This window comes from uncultured Sphingomonas sp., from assembly GCF_934560975.1.
Taxonomy (GTDB): domain Bacteria; phylum Pseudomonadota; class Alphaproteobacteria; order Sphingomonadales; family Sphingomonadaceae; genus Sphingomonas_I.
The window spans coordinates 49,668-72,092 of record NZ_CAKTFO010000017.1; the positions used below are offsets into that span (position 1 = coordinate 49,668).

Genomic DNA, 22,425 nt, shown 5'->3' on the forward strand with positions numbered 1-22,425 from the left:
GCCCGGAACCACCCCGTGTCGTTCCTACCGCTATCAATAATGCGACGCAATCGCATATTAATGGCGGTAGCCCCCCGATCAGAAGGCGTAGATCAGCGAGAAGACGGCAGAGCGGCCTTCGCCCGGGGTCGCCCAGCCATTGTTGCGGATGCCCGTATAATATTTCTTGTCGGTGATGTTCTGGACGTTGATCTGGCCCGACAGCTGATCGGTGAACGGGTAAGACAGCATGGCGCGGTGGATCAGCCAGTCATCCGACTTATAATGCGGCTGCGCGGTATTATTGAGCAGGAAGCTGCCGGTATAGGTCACGCCGTAGCCCAGTTGCAGCCCGAACGGCAGGGTATAGGTGGTGAACAGGCTGCCGGCATGTTTCGGCACCTGGGTGAGCGGATTGCCCCTCTGCGTATCGCTTGCGGGGCAGGAAACCGGCGTGCCGCCGACCGGCGTGAAGCTGCCACCCGGATTGGCAAGGCAGTAGTTGGAGATGCTCTGCTTCACCTTGCTGTCGAGGTAGGTGTAGTTGGCGAAGATCGTCCAGGCCGGCGTGATCCGTCCGGTCGCCCCCAGCGCGATGCCGTCTACCCGGCTCCGCCCGTCATTGATCTGGACCGTGCCGATCGACGGGTCGTTCGCCGCCACCGGGTAATTGGTCCGATCGTTGCGGAACAGGGCCGCCGTCAGCTGAAGCCTGGCGTCGAACAGGTCCAGCTTGCCGCCGACCTCGTAATTGACCGCCTCTTGCGGCTGGGCCGAGCAGGGGTCGGTGTTGATCGTCTGCGTACCCGGCGTGCCGCAACCGCTGCGCACACCGCTTGATACCGGGGTACGGGAATTGCCGTAGGCGGCATACAGGCTGGCATTCGGCACCGGCTTGTAGACTAGGCCCACCCGGTAGGAGAACAGGCTGTCGTCCGACACCTGATCGGGGCCGCGCGTATATTGGCCGATGGTGGCGGGCGTCGTGCCGAGCGTGTCGGTGCGATACACGGTGCGCTGGCCTTCATACCGCACCGCTCCGTTCAGCTCGATCTGCGGCGTGATGTTCAGCGTGTCGAACAGGTAGACCGCTTTGTTGAACGTATCGCCATCCGCGACATTGCTTTGGATGAAGTTGACCGGCCCCGTGTAGATCGGGTGCGGATCGGAAATGCTGATCGGGTCGAGCACCGGATTGGGCGTGGCGCCGTTCGGGTTGCGCAGCACGTTGCCGTTGCGGATATGGTAATCTTCCTGGCTGATCGAGCCGCCGACCGTCAGCGTGTTCTCCATGCCGGCGATCTGGAAATTGGCGCGCAGGTCCAGCTGATTGTACCAGATCGACGTGTCGGTCAGCCGTGCCGTGCCGCGCGGACCCGAGGGGTAGAAGGTGCCCGGCGTCTGCCCGGCCGCGCATCGGTCTCCGTTCGTCAGCAGGCCGGTGGCGAGGCAGAAGGCGCCCTGCGGCGGGTCGACATAGGTGTCGTAGTCCACGCGCTGGAACCGGGTGAGATTGCGCAGCGACAGGCGGTCGCTGAAATCATGCTCCAGGATCACCGTCGCCTGGTTCACCGTCTGGCGTTGGCGATCGATATTCTCATAGCCGTAATAGCCGCCATAATCCGCGCCCGGCAGCAGACCGCCCAGGCTGGCATAATAAGGCACGCCATAGACCGGGATGTTGCGGTCCTTCTGGTGCAGATACAGGGCGGTCAGGCGGGTCGGGCCTTCGATCCCGAAGGTGACGGACGGCGCCACGCCCCAACGCTTGTTATGCTCGAAATCGCGCCCCGGAATGTCGTTCTTGTGGCCCATCACGTTCAGGCGCAAGGCGACGTTGCCGGTGCGGACATTGGCGTCCGCTGTCCCGCGCCAATAATCGTCGGTGCCGATGCCGCCCTGGACGATGACCTGGTCGGTCGCCTTGGGACGCTTGGTCACCAGGTTGATCGTCCCGCCGATCGATCCCGATCCGCCGAACACCGAATTGGCGCCGTTGATCACCTCGACCTGTTCCAGGTTGAACGTGTCGGACCGGTTATATTGCGCACTGTCGCGCACGCCGTCGATGGTAACATCGGTCAGCGCGCTGAACCCGCGCAGGTTGAAGGAGTCACCAACGCCGCCGCCGCCCTCGCCCGCGCCGAAGGTGATGCCGGGAATGGTCGTCAGCGCGTCACGCAAGCTGATCAGATTCTGCTGCTGCAGGGTCAGGCTGCTTATCACCGTGATCGTCTGCGGAATGTCGAGCAGCGGCTGGTTATACTTGGGTGATTCCAGCCGTTCGACTTTGACGTCCTCGGCCATTGCGCTGTCGACCACGCTGGCGCCTTCCAGCTCGGTCGGCTTGTCCCGCGCGATTGCAGGGGAGGCCAGGCTGCTCGCGATGAAACCGACGCACGACAGCGCCAGGAAGCCCGGTGTCTTCCGTTCGATCATGGTATGTGCCCTTTGTTCTTTGAACGTTATGATCGTTCTTTTGGGCACTGCTAATGAGAGTCGTTCGCACCGTCAACCTTGTTGCGAGTGTCTCGCAGGAGAAAACGCCATTCAATGTCGTGCAAGGTTCGGGAAGGCTTGCATTTATCCACACCCCCCCGCCATGTTGATTTCCATGTTGCGCCAGTATGAGCTTGTTGATCGCGTCCTCGGCTACGACCCGGAGGCGGATGAGGCGCTGCTCAATCGCGCCTATGTCTTCTCCATGGCCGCCCATGGCTCACAGAAGCGGGCCAATGGCGATCCCTATTTCAGCCACCCGATCGAGGTGGCGGGGATCCTGACCGATCTGCACCTGGACGACGAGACGATCGCCACCGCGATCCTGCACGACACGGTGGAAGACACGCTTGCCACGCCGGAGCAGATCGAGAAGAGTTTCGGCCCGGCGGTGGCGCGGCTGGTGGACGGCGTCACCAAGCTCAGCAAGATCGAGGCGAAGAGCGCCAACGAGCGCGCGGCGGAGAACCTCCGCAAGTTCCTGCTCGCCATGTCCGACGACATCCGCGTGCTGCTGGTGAAGCTGGCCGACCGGCTCCACAACATGCGGACGCTGCACTTCATCCCCAATCCGGAGAAGCGCCGCCGCATCGCGCGCGAGACGATGGATATCTACGCGCCGCTCGCCGAGCGCATCGGCATGTACGAGTTCATGAAGGAGATGCAGACGCTCGCCTTTCAGGAACTGGAGCCGGAGGCGAACGAGTCCATCAACAAAAGGCTGGAGCAGCTGCGCAAGGGCGGCGGCGACCAGGTCGCCCGGATCGCGTCCGGCATCCGCCTGATGCTGGCGCAGAAAGGGATCAAGGCCGAGGTGGAGGGCCGCGAGAAGCATCCCTACTCGATCTGGCGCAAGATGAGCGAGCGCCACATCAGCTTCGAACAATTGTCGGACGTCATGGCGTTCCGCGTGATCGTCGACGATGTGGAGCAATGCTACCGCGCGCTTGGCCTGCTGCACCAACGCTGGCCGATGATCCCCGGCCGCTTCAAGGACTATATCTCCACGCCCAAGCGCAACGGCTACCGCTCGCTCCATACGGGCGTGATGCACAGCGAGCGGGTGCGCATCGAGGTGCAGATCCGCACGGAGAAGATGCACGCCGAGGCCGAGTTCGGCGTCGCCGCGCACTGGGCCTACAAGACCGGCGGGTCGGTCCAGCCCGATGCGAAATCACGCTGGATCCGCGAACTGGTCGAGATCCTGGAACATGCCGCCAGCCCGGAGGAGCTGCTGGAGCATACGCGGATGGCGATGTACCAGGATCGCATTTTCGCCTTCACCCCCGCGGGCGAGCTGATCCAGCTGCCCAAGGGATCGACCCCGGTCGACTTCGCCTACCAGGTGCATACCGATCTGGGGGACCAGACGGTCGGCGCCAAGATCAACGGCCGGGTGGTGCCGCTGCGCACCGTGATCCAGAATGGCGACCAGGTGCAGATTCTGCGCTCCAAGGCGCAGGAACCCCAGGTGGCGTGGCTCAACTTCATCTCCACCGGCAAGGCGCGCGCGGCGATCCGCCGCTTCGTCCGCAACAAGGAGCAGAGCGAATTGGTGGCGTTGGGCCGCCGTTTCTACGACGCGATCGTGGCGCGCTTGCCGACCCTGCTTGCGCCCGACGCGCTGGACCTTGCCGTCAAGCGACTGAAACTGCCGGGCGTGGAGGCGATGATGGAGGCCATCGCGCGTGGCGAGTTGAGCGACCAGGCCGTTATGGAAGCGGTGATGCCGGGATCGTCGGCGGAGATACCGGCGGTGTTGGCCGATGCCCGCCGGGCGGTGTCGGTGAAGGGCCTGACGCCAGGTGTCGCCTTCACCCTTGCGCCCTGCTGCACCCCCGTGCCCGGCGACCGGATCGTCGGCGTACGGCGGTCGGACGCACCGGTCGAAGTCCATGTGATCGAATGCCCCGCCTTGCAGGCCGCGCCCGAGGAGGATTGGGTGGACCTGGCCTGGGGCGACGGCAGCGAGGGCGGCACCGCGCGGCTGAACGTGATCGTGCGCAACCAGCCCGGCTCGCTAGGCGTGATGGCAGGCATCTTCGGCACGCAGGGCGCCAATATCGTCAACCTGACGCTGGCGGAGCGCGACGCGAGCTTCCACACCTTTCAGGTCGTGATCGAAGTGGACGATGTCGCCCACCTCATGCGGATCCTGGCCGCTTTGCGCGCGGCGGATGCGGTGGTCAGCGCCGAGCGGACGGAGCCGCGCGCGCCTTTGGCCGCTTAGAGTTCCCGCTCCGGAGGGGCGCCCTGAAGCGGTTTGCGGCTCGATGCATCACTATCCCCGTGCTCCTGCGAAGGCAGGAGCCCAGGATCCTGGGGGAATTGCGCGCACACTGGGCTCCTGCGTTCGCAGGAGCACGGGTCAGATCGATCGAAAACCGTTCTAGCCGCGCACGTCCTTGGCGACCGAGTCCAGCAGGCCGTTGACGAAGCCGGTCTCCCGCCGGTCGTAAAAGGCATCCGCCACGTCGACATATTCGCTGATCACGGTCGCGGTGGGCACGTCAGGCCGGGCCAGCAGCTCATAGGCGCCCGCCCGCAGGATTGCGCGCATCGGCCGGTCCAGCCTTGGCAGGTTCCAGCCCTTGCCGAGCCGCGCCGTCACCCGCGCGTCGATCTCCTCGCGCCGGGCATCCACGCCGCGCACCAGATCGTCGAAGAAGTCGATCTCCGCATCGGCATAATCGACGTCCTCGATGGTCGCGCCCAGCCGGTGCTGGTGGAACTCGTCCAGCAGGCGGGGCAGGGGGGTGCCCTCCATTTCCTGTTGGTACAGCGCCTGCACCGCCGCGAGCCGCGCGGCCGAGCGTGCGCGGGTTCCGCCCCGCCGGCTCACAGCCGCACCGCCACGGATGCGGCGTGGGCGGGCAGCCCTTCCGCCTGGGCCAACGCCACGGCCGCCGGGCCGATCCGGCGGAGGCTGTCCGCGTCACATGCGATGAAACTGGTACGCTTCATGAAATCCAGTACCGATAGGCCCGACGCGAAGCGCGCGCGGCGCCCGGTGGGGAGAACGTGGTTGGGCCCCGCCACATAATCGCCCACCGCTTCGGGCGTGTAGCGGCCCAAGAAGACGGATCCGGCATGGCGGACCCGGGCGAACAGAGGTTCGGGTGTATCGACCGCCAGCTCCAGATGTTCGGGCGCGAGGCGATCGACCAGCGGCATAGCAGCTTCCAGCGTCGGCACCACCACGATTGCGCCATTGTCCGTCCATGCGGTGCGGGCCGTCGCCTGTGTCGCGAGACGCCCTAGCTGCCGCTCGACCGCCGCATCGACCGCGTCGGCGAAGGCGGCATCGTCCGTGAACAGGATCGACTGGCTGGTGGGATCATGCTCCGCCTGGCTCAACAGGTCGGCGGCGATCCATTCGGGATCGTTGGCGCCGTCCGCGACCACCACGATCTCCGACGGGCCGGCGACCATGTCGATGCCGACCACGCCGTAAAGCTGGCGCTTTGCCTCCGCGACCCAGGCATTGCCGGGGCCGACCACCACGTCGACCGGCGCGATCCGATCCGTGCCATAGGCCAAAGCCGCGATCGCCTGCGCGCCGCCGACGCGCCACACCTCGTCCACGCCGGCGATTTCGGCAGCGGCCAGCACCAGCGGGTTGACCTCTCCGTCCGGCGTCGGGGTGACCATAACCAGTCGCTCGACACCGGCCGCGCGCGCGGGAATGGCGTTCATCAGCACGGTGGACGGATAGGCCGCGCGTCCGCCCGGCACATACAGGCCGGCGGCCTCCACCGCGCCCCAGCGCGCGCCCAGGCGCACGCCGCTGGCATCGACATAGTCGCGATCCTCGGGCCGTTGCGCCGCATGGTAAGCGGTGATCCGCTCGGCCGCGCATTCGATCGCGCTTCGCAATTCCGGGTCGAGCGTGTCCAGCGCGGCCTTGCGTTCGGCCTTGCCGACTTCCCACCCTGTCGTATCGGGATCGTGGCGGTCGAACCGCTGCGTATAGTCCCGCAGCGCGACGTCACCCGTCTCGCGCACCGCCGCGACGATCGCCGCCACGTCGCGCGACACGTCGGCGTCGGCTTCGCGCCGTGCATTCACCAGATCGGCGAAGGCCTCGGCAAAACCGGGGGTGGAGGCGTCAAGCCGCACGGGCCGTCTCCGCCGCTGCCGCACGCATCGCCTCCACCAGGGGGATCACCGTCGCGCCCTGCGTCTTGAAGGCGGCGCGATTGACGATCAGCCGGGCAGACACCTCGGCAATCGTCTCCACCTCCACCAGCCCGTTCTCGGCCAGCGTCCGGCCGCTCGACACGAGATCGACGATGCGGCTGGACAGGCCCAGCACCGGCGCAATCTCCATCGCGCCGTTCAGCTTGACGCATTCGGCCTGGACGCCGCGCGCCTCGAAATGGCGGCGGGTGATGTTGGGATATTTGGTGGCGACACGCACGTGGCTCCACCCGCGCGGATCGTCGGCCGCCGCCATCTCCCGGGGCTCCGCCACCGAGATGCGGCAATGGCCGATGCCGAGGTCGACGGGGGCATAGAGTTCGGAATAGTCGAACTCCATCAGCACGTCCGATCCGACCACGCCGAGTTGCGCCGCGCCGTGGGCGACAAAGGTCGCGACATCGAATGCGCGCACCCGGATCAGGCCGATATGGGAGTGGTTTGTGGCGAAACGCAGCGCGCGGCTGTTTTCGTCGGCAAAGGCGGGTTCGGGCTCGATGCCGGCGCGCGCGAACAAAGGCAGCACCTCCGACAGGATGCGCCCCTTGGGGATAGCGATGGTGATCGGCTGGGCCATGACCGGCGGGCTTTAGGAAGGATGCCGCCGAGCGGCAACCTCCCGACTCATTCGCCGTCCAGTTCGGGATAATGGCGGAAGATGCCGTCGGAGAAGGGCAGGCGCCGATCGCTGGCCAGATAGTCCCGCAACTCCGGCAGGCCGCGCACCGCGTCGCGCAGGGCCAGCACCCTGGGCGTGTCGCGCGCCACCCGTGCCATGCGCCGGGGAAAGGCGAAGCTCAGCCCCTCCACCAGCTGGAACAGCGACAGGTCGGCATAGGACCAATGATCGCCGGTCAGCCAGTCGCCGCGCCGGGTCAGGATGCGCTCGAACCAGGTCAGGAACTTCGGGATGCGGTTGGTCCGGAAATCCTCCGCCCGCCGCTTCGCCTCGGCTGTCTGATCCTCGTAATAGGCCGATACCGATACCGGATGGTGCGTGTCGTGCGCCTCCGCCACCATGTCGGCGATGGTCAGCTGGCACTGGTTGGCCCACAATCGGCCGGCCGCATCGGAGGGGGCAAGGCCGTGCGTCTCACCCAGGAACAGCAGGATGTTGGCCGCCTGACCGATCACCATGTCCCCAGCGATCAGGTAAGGCGGCGCGAACGGCGGGTCGTCGCGCGTGATGCCGAGGTCGCGGGATAGAGCGGCATAGCCGTCGTCGCCCGCTTCGCGCGCCATGTCGCGATAGGGGATGCCGCCCGCCTCCAGCGCCAGCCGCGGAAACTCCCCGCGGCCGGGGATGGAGGGCCAATACCACAGTTCGTACATCGACTCAGCCGTTCACCACCGTGCCGCCATTGGGGTGCAGCACCTGGCCGGACATGTAGGACGCATCGTCGCACGCCAGGAACAGGAAACTCGGCGCGACCTCGTTCGGCTGGCCCGGCCGTCCCATCGGCGTCTTCTCGCCAAAGGATTCCAGCTTCTCGGGGCTGGCCCCGCCCGCCGGGTTGAGCGGGGTCCAGATCGGGCCCGGCGCCACCGCATTCACGCGAATGCCCTTTTCCACCAACTGCTCGCTGAGCGAGCGGGTGAAGGCCGTGATCGCGCCCTTGGTGGAGCTGTAGTCGAGCAGCTCCGCCTCACCCTGATACATGGTGACGCTGGTGCAGTTCACGATTGCCGCGCCCTGCTTCAGGTGCGGGCGCGCGGCCTGCGTCATGAAGAACATGCCGAAGATGTTGGTCTGGAACGTGCGGCGCAGTTGCTCTTCCGTGATGTCGGTAATGTCCTTGTCGGGATGCTGCTCGCCCGCATTGTTGACGAGGATGTCGAGCCGGCCGAACGTCTCGACCACCTGCTCCACGCCGCGACGGCAGAAATCCTTGTCGCCGACATCGCCGGGGATCAGCAGGCAGCGCCGGCCCTCCGCCTCGATCGCGCGCTGCGTTTCCTCCGCATCCTCATGCTCGCACAGGTAGAAGACGGCGACGTCGGCGCCTTCCCGCGCATAGAGGACGGCGACGGCGCGGCCGATGCCGCTGTCGGCACCGGTGACGATCGCCACCTTGCCCTTCAGCCGGCCCGAGCCGGGATAACGCGGCTGATAGTCCGGACGGGGATCGAGGTCGGCCTCGCTGCCGGGCAGGCCGTCTTCGTGGATCATCGGCTGCTGCGGGTTCGAATCCATGGTCACTCTCCAATCGCGTCCGCCCTGAACGATCGGGCGACGGCCGGGTTCACCCCGGGACGGCGGGAAGCATCATGGATGCGGCCGCATTGGCGATCGGCCGGTGCCGCACTATCTTGGGTGGCGATGCCTCCCGCCACAAGTGATGTGCCCGCCAATCCCGAAAACGGACTGGCCGCCCTCCGCCGCTTCCTGCCCTATCTCTGGCCCAAGGAGCAGCCGTGGCTTCGCGCGCGCGTCGGCGTGGCGATGGTGCTGGTGCTGGCGGCCAAGGTCGTCACGCTCGCCATGCCGTTTGCCTACAAGGCGGCGATCGACCGGATGGCGCCGGGGCTGCAGGGCGCGGCCGGGATCGTCATCGCGATGGTCCTGGCCTATGCGGGCGCGCGCTTCGGCGGCACATTCTTCGACAATCTCCGCAACGCCATCTTCGAGCGTGTCGGGCAGGAGGCCGCGCGCAAGCTGAGCCTGGAGGTGTTCGCCCACCTGCATCGCCTGTCGCTGCGCTTTCACCTCGAACGTCGCACCGGCGCGCTGACCAAGGTGATCGAGCGCGGGACCAAGAGCATCGACACGATGCTGTACTTCCTGCTGTTCAACATCGCGCCGACCATTTTCGAGCTGGTGGCGGTGTGCGTCATCTTCTTCGCCAAGTTCGGCGCGGGGCTGGTGGCGGCGACGGCGGTGATGGTGGTGCTGTATGTGGGCTTCACCCGCCGCATGACCGAATGGCGCATCGCGCTGCGTCGCGAGTGGACCCGGACCGACAGCGAAGCCACGCAGAAGGCGGTCGATTCGCTCCTCAACTATGAAACGGTCAAATATTTCGGGGCCGAGGCGGTGGAGCAGCGGCGCTATGGCGAAAGCGTGTCGCGGCTGGTGGACACCACCACCAAGGTGGAAACCAGCCTTGCCTGGATGAACATCGGCCAAGCCTCGATCACCAACGCGATGATGGCCGGCGCCATGGCGTACAGCGTATGGGGCTGGAGCCAGGGGCGCTTCTCGGTCGGCGACGTGGTGTTCATCAACACGATGCTGGCGCAGCTTTTCCGGCCGCTCGACTTCCTCGGCATGGTGTATCGCGAGATCCGCCAGGGCCTGATCGACATGGAAGCGATGTTCGGCTTGGTCGATACGCCGGAGGAGGTGACGGACGCGCCCGGTGCAGCGCCGCTGGTGGCCGGGGGCGGCGCCGTCCGCTTCGACCATGTCGATTTCGCGTACGATCCCGACCGCCGGATCCTGCGCGACGTCAGCTTCTCCGTTCCGGCTGGCGGTACGCTGGCGGTGGTGGGGCCGTCGGGTGCGGGCAAGTCCACCCTCGCACGGCTGCTGTTCCGCTTCTACGACGTGACCGGCGGGCGCATCCTGATCGACGGCCAGGATGTGGCTGGCGTGACCCAGGCCTCCGTCCGGCGCGCGATCGGCATCGTTCCCCAGGATACGGTGCTGTTCAACGACACGATCGGCTACAACATTGCCTACGGCCGGGCCGGGGCGACGCGCGGCGAGATCGAGGCGGCGGCAAGGGGTGCCGCGATCCACGATTTCATCCTGTCGCTGCCGCAGAGCTATGACACGATGGTGGGCGAGCGCGGCCTCAAGCTGTCCGGTGGGGAAAAGCAGCGGGTGGCGATCGCGCGCACCCTGCTCAAGGATCCGCAATTGCTGATCCTGGACGAAGCGACCAGCGCCCTCGACAGCCGGACCGAGGCCGCGATCCAGGACACGCTTGAGCTGATCGCGCAACGCCGCACCACCATCATCGTCGCCCACCGCCTGTCCACCATCGTCCACGCCGACGAGATCATCGTGATGGACAAGGGGCACGTCGCCGAACGCGGCACCCACGCCGGGCTGGTCGCGCAGGACGGTCTGTACGCCGAAATGTGGGCGCGCCAGCAGGCGGAACAGCGCGAGGCGGAGGAAGCGGCAGAAGCCGAACCCGCATGACTTGACGGCGGGCCTCTCTCCTCATAAATGCCCGCCTTCGCGCACCGCGGCCCCTTCGTCTAGCGGTCTAGGACGTCGCCCTCTCACGGCGAAAACACGGGTTCGAGTCCCGTAGGGGTCACCAGCTCCGCCCTAAGCGGCGGATATCTGCGGAAAACACGCGAAATCAACGCTTCGTTAGGCGCCCGATGCTACGAAAGGGTGCTACGAATGAGGCGTCGTATGAGCCACTCGCACAGGCGGAAAACCTCTCGCATCGAGTGGTTCCGGATGGACGTGCCGAAGGACATCCGGCACCTTGCCGGGAAGACATCCTGGCAGCACTCGCTGGAGACCACCGACCCGGCCCTCGCCGACGCACGCCGAGCCTGGCATGCGGCGCGCTACAAGACCGAGGTCATCCGCCTGCGTGCTCAGCTGGCCGCAGAAATCGACGGCCGAGCCGAGGGCGTCGTCGAACAGGCTTTCGACAAGCTCGCCGCCTTCCACGGGTCCCTGGACCGCGCCGTCGCGGCGGAGTTGGACAGTCTGGCTTGGACAGTGCGAGGTTCGTGGAGCCGTGAGGACGCACACGAGGTCGAACGCCAGCTCTTCGGTCGGGAGGTCTCGGACGAATGGACTGCGGCAAACGTCCCTGTGAGAAGAGGATGTTCTTCCACAGCAGTTGCTTGCCGTGGTGCATACTGCGATACTCGGGCCGGGTGCGTGCTCACGTCGAGGCGCAGGTTCTTCGCGTTGGTCGTGGTCGCCGAAGGCGGACCGGGACGCCACCTCCTGCACTTCCGCCACATCCTCTCCGCTTCCCCCTCATATCGCGCCGCGAGGACCGAAGACGAGGTCGACAGACCCACGATCGTCTTGATTGGACCGGGCGGAGCGCCCCGGTTTCGCACGCGCCGCTCAGCCGTCATCACAACAGGTGCCGACGTGGCGCTGGCACTCGCGCTCGCGCTCGCTGGTGCCGGTTCAGTACGCCTGCCCGATCTCGTCCCCCGTCGCGCGGTCGCAGACGGGTCGCTGAACGCCATCGCGGCTGGCGGCGATCATTCGGTCACGGCCTTAAGCGCGTTCGTGTCGGACGGAACCTCGTTTATGGCCTCGGCTCTGGCTGAGGAGATTGCAATGGGACTAGCGGCCCATCGCTGATGCCGCCGGATCGACAGCCGTCCCCGACCTCTTGAGAGACCGCCTCTACGCAGACAAAGCGGTGACCCGCACCCCGATGGCGGACAAATCGGCCTCAAAGTCACTTATGGCAAGAGATGCAGACCTTCGCCTGGCCGTAGAGCTCGTCGATGTCGATCATCTCGTCATCCGTCCGAAGGGGATTGGCAACTTGGCGGGCGCGCTGGCGCTCGACCCTGCGGTCGTGGTCCCGGCGGATCGCATCGACGCGCTCGGGCCGTTCGAGTTGCTCGAGCGACTCCCCCGCGCTCCAGGTGAAGGGCGAGCCGTGATCGAGCGCGTTCTTCTCGTATGCCTTTGCCAGCTCGAACCGGTCGGGATGCCGCTCCATGAGCCGGACCCACTCGATCTTTTGTTGGTAGAAGCAGAAGTAGCACCCCGAGCGGGAGCGCCAGGAGTAATATTTGGGCAACCCGACGCCGGCCGCGTCGAGAATCTCGTTCACCGCGGCCTTGTCGATGCCCTCCTCACGGAAGGGAAGTCGGACGGAAAGGTTCGGATGGGTCGAGGAGTAGCCCTCGCGATAGTCTTCGTCCGACCGGATGGCCACGTAGCTGACGACGCAGTCGCCGGCATCGAGCGATGGCCAGAGCCACTTCTCGAACGGTCTGATCTTCAACTGGCGTGTGCACCACCGCGTCTTGGGGCTCGGGAGAAACGTGTTGTACTCCTCAAGCCAGAAGTCGAACCCGCGCTCCGGATTGAGGTACGCGATCGGCCGCCCGAGAAAGCCCTCGAGCTTGCCGAGGAACTCGTAGACTTCCGGGAGCTCCTTACCGGTGTCGGTGAAGAAATACTCTATCTCAAGCTCGGGATGTGTCTGGCTCATGTGAACGGCGAGCGCCGCGCTGTCACGACCGCCGGACAATCCTAGGACATGCCGCTCCCTCATGCCTGCGTCCTCACTGTCTCTCCCCGCATAGCATGGATCTCGGCCTCTTCACGGGAGAGACCGGACATGGTCTCGGCCAGCGCAGCGAGGATAACCGACCGGGAAACGTTAGCGGAGTGCAGCTTCGCGCGGATCTCCTCCGCAAGGCCGTGAGCCGCCGCGCGCTCGCGATCGCTGACGGACACTTCCTGCGTCGTCACGGCGGGACTGCCCGGCTCGCTCACGAACACCGCTATGCGAACGCGCCGACCCCGCCGGCCCTTGACGTGCGCCAGCCCCTCCGCCCGCAGGAACTCCTGAGAGAGGGCCGCAAGCTCGACCTTCGCGGCATCGACGTCGCGGTCGATCCAATCGCGCGTCGGCTTGTTCGCGGCGAGGCTCGCGAGCCCCTCGATTGCCTCCGCGCTGCGGTCGAATGTGGAAAGCCGAGTTGCGAACGCGTCGAGCCGGTAGTTCCCGGTCAACGCGATGACCGTCCGCGCCCGCTCGTGGAGATCGGCAAGTGCGGCGTCGTCGGCGTCCGACGCCCTGAGTTCATCCAGCATCGAGGAGCGCACGTCGGCGAGCATGCGGTCGTAGGCCCCAAGGAGCTCGGCGAGACCCGACCGGACAAGTTCGGCCAGATCCGTCGCGGCGGTGGAGGAGGGCGCATCCCCCGCCAGGAGATGGGGCAGGTCGTCCAGGAGCAGCTTGTTTGGATCCGAAGCCTTCTTCGCCAGGTCCCGCACCCGTCGGGCAACGGGTCCGAGGCTCATCGTCCGCTGCGCCCAGGGTGGCGCCGAGAGCACTAGCCCGACCAGGGCCCGGGATACCGCAAGCGGATCGCCCGACGGAACCGGCGTGCCGGTCGCGGTGGAGACGGCCCGGGCCACGGCACCGACGTGCTCGGCCTGCTCTTCGCTGTATGCGCTCCAACGCAGGCGGATGGCATCCGGGTTCTGCAGCAGGCGGTCGACGAAGAAGTCGGAGGGCGCCGGAGAGAACACCTCGTCGAGGTAGATCGTCAACCGATCCAGGCGGGAGAGCGCGTAGGCCAAGCCCAGAAGCGGGAGGAGGCCATCCCGAATCCCGAAGGGCCTGCCCCGCCAGAGATCGTAGAGCCTGCCGAAAGACGCACCCGGTCCAGCGGCCTCGAACAAGTCGTCGGCCCCGCGCCACGTGGGTACCAGGTTGCACGGATCGGAGCCACGCCGACGTGTCGGCCTTCAGAGACGATCGCCCGAGAGATCAGCTCGAGCTGCTCCTCGCCGGCGAGGTTCACCGGGATGTCGACGAAACGGCCCTGCACCTTGAGCCACTCGTCCCGCGCCTCGCGCGCCAGGCGGTGTGCGTAAGCCGCCGAAGACACGCGATCCGGACGTCTATTACGCCGTCGGCGCGGACCTGATTATGCCCGATCGCGCCGATTGGAACCCCAATATCGGCGTCTTGGACATCGAAGCAGTCCTCACATCGTCGGTCGGCATCTCCGAGAATGTGACGACAATCCCGGAGGGCCAGACACGCAACCCAATCGCAGCAAACATTCGCCACGCCCTGATGTTCTGCATCCAGGACCAGGACGAGATCGATAGCCGCAAGATCCTGTTCCACCGCCAGAGCGAACCATTCCTGCCGCAGACGATCAGGGACGTGCTGCCCTATTTTCTCGGCGCGATCGACGAGGACCTGTTGCGGCGTAAGGTCCAACTCGATCTTGAGCGCAAGGAACTGAGGAAATTGCTGAAGCTGGCCGGCGAGCGCGAGCAGCTTGCCAGCTTGTCGGCAGCACGCACCGAAGACATGTTCCGCGAGGCGCAGTCGGTTGGTTTGCTCCCGCCCGGCCAACCGCCGGCACAGGACGTCGCGCTTGGCGGCCTTCGCGCGATCAATCCGGTTGTCCAGGAAGTGCCGGTGCCGCCGGATTCGACCGAGCCGATCGCTGTCCTTCGCCGCGAGCGCACCGGGCTGCGCCGCGATCTCGCCGTGCTGAAGGAGCGCCTGCGCCAAATTCGGCAGGTAGAGGATGTCGCCGGTGGCTTCGCGCAGGAAGCTGGCGAGCAAAGGGCGAGGCTGGCAAGCCTTGGCCTAGTCACGAAGGGCCATGTCGAATCCTGCGCCTTGTGCGGGTCGACCGACCTCCATGTTCCGTCGGCGGCGGAGATGCACAGGACCCTGAGCGGGATCGAAGAGCAGCTGAGCCAAGTCCGTCGGGAAGTGCCGCGCCTGCAGGAAGCGCAAGGCAACCTGGTCGAGCAGCAGAACGGGATCGAAGACGCGCTCAAGCGCAACCAGGAACAGATCGATACGCTCGCCAAGCAGGACGACGCCTTTAGATCCGAGCGCGACAGCCAGTTGAGGCTTGCTCGGACGATGGGGCGTATCGCCTATTTCTTGGAGACACTGCCGTCGCCGCCTGTGGCGGCCGCGTCGACCGAGGAGCTCGACGCTGCCCGCAGGCGGGTCGAGGCGCTGGAAAAGCTGGTCGACCCCGAGAGCGCCGAACAGCGACTGACCTCGACCCTCAATCTGATCGGTGACTATATGACGCGCGATTCAGAGAAACTGGACCTCGAACATAGCGGTAGCCGCCTGAGGCTCGACATCAAGCAGCTCGCCGTCGTCGCCGACACGCTCGATGGACCAGTTCCTTTGTTCCGCATGGGAAGCGGCGAGAACTGGGTGGGCTATCATGTGCTTGCCCACCTCGCGCTCCATCGCTGGTTTCGGCAGAAGGATCGCCCAGTTCCCGGGTTCATCTTTTTCGACCAGCCCTCGCAGGCCCATTATCCCGCCGAGCAGGATCGCGACGGCGACGTCTCCGGGTTGCCGGACGCCGACCGTGAGGCGGTGTTCAAGCTCTTCAAGCTGATGTTCGACGTAGCGGTCGAACTGGCGCCGAATTTCCAGGTGATCGTGACCGATCACGCGGATCTCCGGGACAGCTGGTTCGCCGCGGCCGTCGTCGCGCGGTGGCGCGGACAAGGGCTCGTCCCGCAGCGCTGGATCGACGCGCGCGGCTGAGATCAGGCGGGGAACGGCTTGGAAGTCGCCTCCTGCAAACTTCCGTCACAGCCGACGATCTGGGTTAGCCGTTCGACGTGCCTAAAGCATCTACGGCCGGTTCCGCGGATCTCTGGCCGAAAGCTGCCAGTCCGCAAACGGCCCAGAACCAGCCATTATCGTTGACGCGATTGGAATAACGCCTTAGCCAAACGGCTGTCGAAGTGGTGCTACGAAACCGCTACGAACCAAAGATCGACGCCGAGCTAACTTGTTGATTTTGCGTCCCGCTACTTCGCCTCGACCCCTCCCGTAGGGGTCACCATCCTCGCACAGATGTGCGGACGTAGAGCAATCCGCTTGTTGCGGGTTCGGGGTGAAGGTGAGCCGGGCCCTATCTCATGTTGACGTAAGCTATGCGATCACGTGTCGCTGTGCTTGCTGCGGTTCGACGGATCAGTCGTCGGGGCGCAGGCGATAGCCGACGCCCAGTTCGTTGGCGATGATGCTGCCCACGGGCGCGGGCGCCTCGATCTTCTGGCGCAGGTTGCGGATCACGATGCGGAGATATTCGATGCGCGGGTCCTCGTCGCCGCCCCATGCAGCCGCAATCGCGCGGTCGTGCGTCACCACCTTGCCCATGTGGCGGGCCAGCACGGCCAGGACGTCATATTCCTTGCGGGTGAGGTGGAGCTCCGCCCCGGCCCGGCGGACGACCCGGCGGTCCAGGTCAATGGAGAGGTCGCCGCGGCGCACCACCTGCGGCACCACGTCGGCGGGGATGCGGTGCCGCAACGCCACCCGCAGTCGTGCGAGCAGTTCGTCCGTGTCGAACGGCTTGGTCACGTAATCGTCGGCGCCGAGGTCGAGCGCCGCAACCTTCTCCTCCGTCGCCTCGCGCGCGGAGACGACCAGGATCACCAGATCGCCGGCCTTGCGCAGCAGCGGGATCAGCGCCAGCCCGTCGCGATCGGGCAGGCCGAGGTCGAGCAAGACGGCATCGGGATGCCCGGCCGCGGCGGCTGCCATCGCCTCGCGCCCATCCATCGCCTCCGCCACGGCATATCCGGCCCGCTCCAGCGTGTTGCGGAGCAGGCGGCGGATGGCGACCTCGTCGTCGACGATCAGGACCTTGGCGGGCATCAGGACATCGTCTCCTGCGGCACGTCGCGAACGATCAGGCCGGGTGGAAAGACCAGGGTGAAGGCGGCACCGCCGCCGTCCGCGCGGTTGCTCGCCATCACGCCCATCCCCATCGCCTCCGCAAACGCCTTGACGATGGCGAGTCCGAGACCGGTGCCGCCCGCCGCGCGATCGGACCCTTCCAGCCGGCGGAACGTCTCAAACACCTCCGCCTCCCGCCCGGCCGGCAAACCGGGGCCGTGGTCATGCACGGCAAGGTGAAGCTCGCCAAAGAGATGCCGGCCCTCGATCACGATCTCCGTGCCTGGATCGCCATAGCGGCCGGCATTGTCGAGCAGGTTGAGCAGGCAATGGTGGAGCAGCTGCGGATCGGCGCGGACCAGGGGCAGATCGGGCGGCACGTCCAGGCGCAGCGGATGGCCTTCCAAAGCGCGCCGCGCATCATGCGCCGCGCCGGTCACGGCATCGCTGAGGTCGATCGCCTCCACCGTCATCTTCAGCGCGCCGGCCTCCACCCGCGCCATGTCGAGCAGGTTGGCGATGAAGCGGTTGAGCCGGCCCGCCTCCGCCCTAATGGTCCCGACCAGCGCGGGGGTGGCGCCATGGTCGAGCTGGTCGGCGGCGGCGATCACGGCGGTGAGCGGCGTGCGCAGATCGTGGCTGACGGAAGACAGCAACGCCGCGCGCAGCCGGTCGCGCGTCCTGACCGCATCCACGTCGCGCATCTCCGCCTCCAGCCGCAGGCGTTCCAGCGCCAGCGCCGCCTGATCGATCAGGCTGGTCAGCAGGGGAAGCTGGTCCGCGCGGATGGGATCGCCGGTGGATTCACGCACGATGCCGATCACCGCCATGGTCCTGCCGCCGGCCTTGAGCGGCTGAAACAGCCATTCCGATGCCGCAAGCGTGCCCGATCCCCGCCCCGCCGCCGTGCCGGTATCCAGCGCCCAGTTGGCGGCGGCCAGGTCGATCGTGTCGAGCAGGTAATCGGGCCTGGTCGCCGCCTGCACCTCCAACCCCGCTCCCGGCCCGGCCCCCAGTCGGGTCGCCAGCAGGATCACCTGCACGTCGAACAGTCGCCGCACGTCCTCGCAGATGATGCGGGTGGCCTCCGCGGCATCGTTGATGCCGCTCAGGCGACGGAGGAAGCCGGCCAGGATGGCGTTGGTCCGCGCGCTGCTAGCGGCCAGGTCGGCCTGCGCCCGGACGCGTGCGGTCAGCTGGCTGGTGGCGACCGCCACGCCCAGCAGGACAAAGATCGAGACGATGTTTTCCGGATTGCTGACGGTCAGCGTGCCGGTGGGCGGCAGAAAGAAGAAATTGTAGGCGAGGCCCGACGCCAATCCGGCGAACAGCCCGGTACGCAGGCCGTAGAGGCTCGCCGCCGCCATCACCGGCAACAGATAGAGCAGGGCGACATTGCCGAGGTTGAGAACCCGGAACAGGGCGCCGGCGAGCAGGGTGACGACCGCAACGGCGGCAAGCGTGATCGCATATCCGGCGGGCGAGCCCCAGCCGCGAACGGGGCGCTTCGGCGGCTCGGCACCGGTCGGCGATTCCTCCACGGGCAGCACATGGACGGTCACTCCGGAGGTCTGGCGCACCAGCCGGTCGACCACCGATCCGTGCCGCAGCTCGAACAGGCGCGATCGCTTGGACTTGCCGACGATCAGCTGGGTGGCACGCACATCGGCCAGATAGGCGCGGATCCCTTCAAACACCGAGGTCGCGGGCGTGGTCGCGACGGCGGCGCCGAGCTCCGTCGCCAACGTCATCGCCGCGGCGACCCGTTCGTGCTGCGCGTCGGTCAGGTGGGCGGTGCGCGGCGTTTCGATGAACAGGGCGGTCCAGGGCGCCTTGAGCGCATCCGCGACCCGCTTGGCGGCGCGCACCAGCCCGTCCGCGCCAGGCAGTTCGGACACGGCCACCACGATCCGCTCGCTCCCCGCCCAGGTGCCGCCGACGCCGAGGCTGCGGATATGCTCCAGCATCTGCGCGTCCACCGCCTGCGCCGCGCGCCGCAGCGCCAGCTCGCGCAAGGCCGACAGGTTTGACTTGGAGAAGAAGTGGCCGAGCGCGCGCGTCGCCTCCTGCGGCAGGTAGACCTTGCCCGCCTTCAGCCGCTCGATCAGTTCGTCGGGCGGGATGTCGACCACCTCGACCTCCGCCATTTCCAGGATGCGGTCGGGCACCGTTTCGCGGACGCGGATGCGGGTGAAGCTGGCGACCACGTCGTTGAGGCTCTCGACGTGCTGGATGTTGATGGTGGAGTAGACGTCGATGCCGGCCGCCAGCAGCTCCTCCACATCCTGATAGCGTTTCGGGTGGCGGCTGCCGGGCGCGTTGGTGTGGGCGAGTTCGTCGACCAGGGCCAGGCGGGGCGTGCGGGCAAGCACCGCGTCCAGATCCATCTCGCTCAGCCGGCGGCCCTCATAGGGGACGTCGCGGCGGGGTATGATCTCCTGCCCGCGGGTGAGCGCCTCCGTCTCCGCGCGGCCATGGGTTTCGACCACGGCGACGACCACGTCGGTGCCGTCGCGCCGCCGCGCCGCGCCTTCGGACAGCATCTCGAACGTCTTGCCGACACCGGGGGCGGCGCCGAGAAAGATCTTGAGGCGGCCGCGCCCCTCCTGCGCCGCGGCACGCAGGAGGGCGTCCGGATCCGGTCTGCTGTCCCCCGATACCGCCATCAGCGCGGGACGGCGTCCAATGCGCGGTTCAGCGCCAGCACGTTCACATGCGGTTCGCCGAGGATCGAGCCCCGCACCTGCGTGCCGACCAGCGTGCGGACGCGCTCCTCCGGCAGGTTACGCGCCCGGGCGACGCGCGGTGCCTGCGCCAGGGCCGCGGCGGGCGAAAGGTCGGGATCGAGCCCCGATCCGCTGGCGGTGACCAGGTCCGCCGGCATCGGGCCGTCGACGCCCTCCGCCCGTCGTTGCGCGACATCGGGCGTGACGCGGTCCACCAGGGCCTGTGCCGTCGGCCCGAGGTTGGAGCCGGACGAGGCCAGCCCGTCATAGCCCTTGCCCGCCGCCGATGGCCGCGTCTGGAAATAGCGATCGGTGGTAAAGGCCTGCCCGACCACGGTCGAGCCGATCACGCGCCCCGCGCCGTCGCGGACGAGGCTGCCATTCGCCTGATGGGGGAAGATCGTCTGCCCGATGCCGGTCATGGCCAGCGGATAGACGATACCCAGCAGGATCGCGAACAGGATCGTCATCACGATCGCCGGACGGAGCGCGGAAGAGAAGTCCTTGCCCATATTCTATACTCCTTACGCGAGCCCGAGGCCGCCGACCACGAGGTCGATGATCTTGATGCCGACAAACGGTGCGATCAGGCCACCCAAGCCGTAGACGGCGAGGTTGCGCGCCAGCAGCGGGCCGGCCGCCATCGGCTTGTACGCCACGCCCTTCAACGCCAGCGGCACCAGCAGCGGGATGATCAGCGCGTTGAAGATGATCGCCGACAGGATCGCGCTTTCCGGCGTCGCCAGCCCCATCACGTTGAGCACGCTTAGGCCGGGATAGAGCGCCACGAACATCGCCGGGATGATCGCGAAATATTTGGCGACGTCGTTGGCGACGGAGAAGGTGGTCAGTGCGCCGCGCGTCATCAGCAATTGCTTGCCGAGGCCCACCACCTCGATCAGCTTGGTGGGATCACTGTCCAGGTCGACCATGTTGCCGGCCTCGCGCGCGGCCTGCGTGCCGGTGTTCATCGCCACGCCGACATCGGCCTGGGCGAGCGCGGGCGCGTCATTGGTGCCGTCGCCGCACATCGCGACCAGCTTGCCGCCCTGCTGCTCCTTGCGGATCAGCGCCAGTTTGTCCTCCGGCGTGGCCTGGGCGAGGAAATCGTCCACCCCGGCCTCGGCGGCGATGGCGGCGGCGGTGAGCGGGTTGTCGCCGGTGATCATCACCGTGCGGATTCCCATCTGACGCAGCGCGCCGAACCGTTCGCGGATGCCCGCCTTGACCACGTCCTTGAGGAAGATCGCGCCCAGCAGCCGCCCGTCCCGGGCAACCGCCAGCGGGGTGCCGCCGGCGCGCGCGATCTCGTCGGTCACGCGTCGCAATTCGGTCGCGGCCGCCGTCGTGCCGGTGCCGGGATTAGCCTTCAGCACCGAATTCACCGCGCCCTTCTGGATGAGCGTGTCGCCGAAGCGGACGCCCGACACGCGGGTCTGCGCGGTGAAGGGGATGACCTCCGCCCCTTCAGGCAGCGGCCGCTGCAGGTCGTAGCGGTCGCGGGCAAGGACCACGATCGAGCGGCCCTCCGGCGTTTCGTCGGCCAGGCTGGCGAGCAGGGCCGCCTCCGCCAGTTCCGCCTCGCTCGCGCCGCCGACGGGGCGGAACTCGGACGCCTGCCGGTCGCCGACCGTGATCGTGCCCGTCTTGTCGAGCAGCAACACGTCGATGTCGCCCGCCGCCTCCACCGCGCGGCCGGACTTGGCCAGCACGTTGAAGCGCACCAGCCGGTCCATGCCGGCAATGCCGATCGCGGACAGCAATGCGGCGATGGTGGTCGGGATCAGGGTGATCAGCAACGCCGCCAGGATCGCGACCGGGATTGCGCCGCCCGCATAGCTGGCGAAGCCCGGAATGGTGCCGACCGCGATCAGGAAGATGATGGTCAGCCCGACCAGCAGGATGGTCAGCGCGACCTCGTTGGGGGTCTTCTGCCGTTCCGCGCCCTCGACCAGTGCGATCATGCGGTCGAGAAAGCCTTGGCCGGGATCGGCGGTGACGCGGACGGTGATCCGGTCGGAGATGACGCGGGTGCCGGCCGTTACTGCCGAGCGGTCGCCACCTGCCTCGCGGATCACGGGCGCGCTTTCGCCGGTGATCGCCGCTTCGTTGACGCTGGCGACACCGTCCACCACCTCGCCGTCGGCGGGGATCAGGTCGTTGGTTTCAACCAGCACCAGATCGCCGGCGCGCAGCTGGCTGGCCGGCACCTGCTCGGTCCGGCCGTTCGCCAGGCGCATGGCCGTCAACTCGGCCTTGGTGGCGCGGAGCGAGGCAGCCTGCGCCTTGCCGCGCCCCTCCGCCAACGCCTCGGCAAAGGTGCCGAACAGCACGGTCAGCCACAGCCACATCGCCAGCTGGGCCTTGAACGCCACGCTGAGGCCGTCATGGCCTGTCGGCAGCAGCATGGTCATCAGCGCGGCGATGCACGCGGTGACGAACATCACGGGATTGCGGACCAGCTCGCTCGGGGAGAGCTTCAGGAAGGAGGCCTTGATCGCCGGGACGACCAGGTCGGCGGTGAACAGGCTCTTGGCTGGTGACTTTTTCAGGGTTTCTTGGGCCATGGTGGCGCCCCCGTCAGAACGTTTGGCCGCGGATCATCGCGAGATGATCGGCGATGGGACCGAGCGCGAGGCTCGGCAGGA

16 protein-coding genes and 1 tRNA gene are annotated in these 22,425 nt (G+C 66.9%); 5 read left to right on the plus strand and 12 right to left on the minus strand.

What is annotated here, in order from left to right; translation table 11 throughout:
• Positions 1 to 78: 78 nt before the first annotated feature.
• Complete coding sequence (locus Q0D93_RS11170) at positions 79 to 2,418, minus strand: TonB-dependent receptor (protein ID WP_294394115.1); 2,340 nt, start codon at positions 2,416 to 2,418, stop codon at positions 79 to 81.
• Between the two features lie 175 nt (positions 2,419 to 2,593).
• Between Q0D93_RS11170 and Q0D93_RS11175 the strand changes: the two genes are divergently transcribed.
• Positions 2,594 to 4,708, plus strand: coding sequence for a bifunctional (p)ppGpp synthetase/guanosine-3',5'-bis(diphosphate) 3'-pyrophosphohydrolase (locus Q0D93_RS11175; protein WP_294394118.1), 2,115 nt, complete (start codon positions 2,594 to 2,596; stop codon positions 4,706 to 4,708).
• Between the two features lie 159 nt (positions 4,709 to 4,867).
• Here Q0D93_RS11175 and nusB read toward each other — a convergent pair whose 3' ends face one another.
• From nusB to Q0D93_RS11200, 5 genes are read right to left on the minus strand one after another with little or no spacing between them, the layout of a single operon-like run.
• Entirely contained in the window at positions 4,868 to 5,320 is a 453-nt protein-coding gene (gene nusB / locus Q0D93_RS11180; protein WP_294394121.1) for a transcription antitermination factor NusB, read from the minus strand.
• Positions 5,317 to 6,597 (minus strand): histidinol dehydrogenase, encoded by a 1,281-nt coding sequence (hisD, locus tag Q0D93_RS11185; RefSeq protein WP_294394125.1) that lies wholly within the window; start codon positions 6,595 to 6,597, stop codon positions 5,317 to 5,319. The genes nusB and hisD overlap by 4 nt, the downstream gene beginning before the upstream one ends.
• Positions 6,587 to 7,255, minus strand: coding sequence for an ATP phosphoribosyltransferase (hisG, locus tag Q0D93_RS11190; RefSeq protein ID WP_294394128.1), 669 nt, complete (start codon positions 7,253 to 7,255; stop codon positions 6,587 to 6,589). Before hisG ends, hisD begins: the two co-directional genes overlap by 11 nt.
• 47 nt (positions 7,256 to 7,302) lie before the next feature.
• Positions 7,303 to 8,010: a glutathione S-transferase gene (locus Q0D93_RS11195; RefSeq protein ID WP_294394131.1), complete on the minus strand. Its 708-nt coding sequence runs from the start codon at positions 8,008 to 8,010 to the stop codon at positions 7,303 to 7,305.
• A 4-nt stretch (positions 8,011 to 8,014) separates the two neighbouring features.
• Positions 8,015 to 8,872 carry an SDR family oxidoreductase gene (locus tag Q0D93_RS11200; protein WP_294394133.1) on the minus strand — a complete coding sequence of 286 codons (858 nt, stop codon included), beginning with the start codon at positions 8,870 to 8,872 and terminating at the stop codon, positions 8,015 to 8,017.
• Between the two features lie 126 nt (positions 8,873 to 8,998).
• On the opposite strand from Q0D93_RS11200, the gene Q0D93_RS11205 reads away from it, so the two are divergent.
• The 3 genes from Q0D93_RS11205 to Q0D93_RS11215 all read left to right on the plus strand — a co-directional run bounded on the left by Q0D93_RS11205 (position 8,999) and on the right by Q0D93_RS11215 (position 11,974).
• On the plus strand, positions 8,999 to 10,828 hold the full coding sequence (locus Q0D93_RS11205; protein ID WP_294394136.1) for an ABC transporter ATP-binding protein/permease: 1,830 nt from the start codon (positions 8,999 to 9,001) through the stop codon (positions 10,826 to 10,828).
• Between the two features lie 48 nt (positions 10,829 to 10,876).
• Positions 10,877 to 10,952, plus strand: a tRNA-Glu gene (locus Q0D93_RS11210).
• A 98-nt stretch (positions 10,953 to 11,050) separates the two neighbouring features.
• Complete coding sequence (locus tag Q0D93_RS11215) at positions 11,051 to 11,974, plus strand: DUF6538 domain-containing protein (protein WP_294394139.1); 924 nt, start codon at positions 11,051 to 11,053, stop codon at positions 11,972 to 11,974.
• A gap of 100 nt (positions 11,975 to 12,074) precedes the next feature.
• On the opposite strand, the gene Q0D93_RS11220 is transcribed toward Q0D93_RS11215, so the two are convergent.
• Together Q0D93_RS11220 and Q0D93_RS11225 are read right to left on the minus strand one after the other, a co-directional pair.
• Complete coding sequence (locus Q0D93_RS11220; protein WP_294394142.1) at positions 12,075 to 12,905, minus strand: phosphoadenosine phosphosulfate reductase family protein; 831 nt, start codon at positions 12,903 to 12,905, stop codon at positions 12,075 to 12,077.
• Positions 12,902 to 13,912, minus strand: coding sequence for a hypothetical protein (locus tag Q0D93_RS11225; protein WP_294394145.1), 1,011 nt, complete (start codon positions 13,910 to 13,912; stop codon positions 12,902 to 12,904). The genes Q0D93_RS11220 and Q0D93_RS11225 overlap by 4 nt, the downstream gene beginning before the upstream one ends.
• A 319-nt stretch (positions 13,913 to 14,231) precedes the next feature.
• On the opposite strand from Q0D93_RS11225, the gene Q0D93_RS11230 reads away from it, so the two are divergent.
• Entirely contained in the window at positions 14,232 to 15,908 is a 1,677-nt protein-coding gene (locus Q0D93_RS11230; RefSeq protein ID WP_294394148.1) for a DUF3732 domain-containing protein, read from the plus strand.
• Between the two features lie 435 nt (positions 15,909 to 16,343).
• On the opposite strand, the gene Q0D93_RS11235 is transcribed toward Q0D93_RS11230, so the two are convergent.
• Genes Q0D93_RS11235 through kdpB form a run of 4 tightly spaced genes read right to left on the minus strand, consistent with a single transcriptional unit; the run spans position 16,344 to position 22,344 of the window.
• Positions 16,344 to 17,030 carry a response regulator transcription factor gene (locus tag Q0D93_RS11235; RefSeq protein ID WP_294394151.1) on the minus strand — a complete coding sequence of 229 codons (687 nt, stop codon included), beginning with the start codon at positions 17,028 to 17,030 and terminating at the stop codon, positions 16,344 to 16,346.
• A complete protein-coding gene (locus Q0D93_RS11240) occupies positions 17,030 to 19,717 on the minus strand; it encodes a sensor histidine kinase KdpD (RefSeq protein WP_294394152.1) in 2,688 nt (895 codons plus the stop codon). The genes Q0D93_RS11235 and Q0D93_RS11240 overlap by 1 nt, the downstream gene beginning before the upstream one ends.
• Positions 19,717 to 20,289, minus strand: coding sequence for a potassium-transporting ATPase subunit KdpC (kdpC, locus tag Q0D93_RS11245; protein ID WP_294394153.1), 573 nt, complete (start codon positions 20,287 to 20,289; stop codon positions 19,717 to 19,719). The genes Q0D93_RS11240 and kdpC overlap by 1 nt, the downstream gene beginning before the upstream one ends.
• Before the next feature lie 12 nt (positions 20,290 to 20,301).
• Complete coding sequence (gene kdpB / locus Q0D93_RS11250; RefSeq protein ID WP_294394156.1) at positions 20,302 to 22,344, minus strand: potassium-transporting ATPase subunit KdpB; 2,043 nt, start codon at positions 22,342 to 22,344, stop codon at positions 20,302 to 20,304.
• Positions 22,345 to 22,425: the final 81 nt, after the last annotated feature.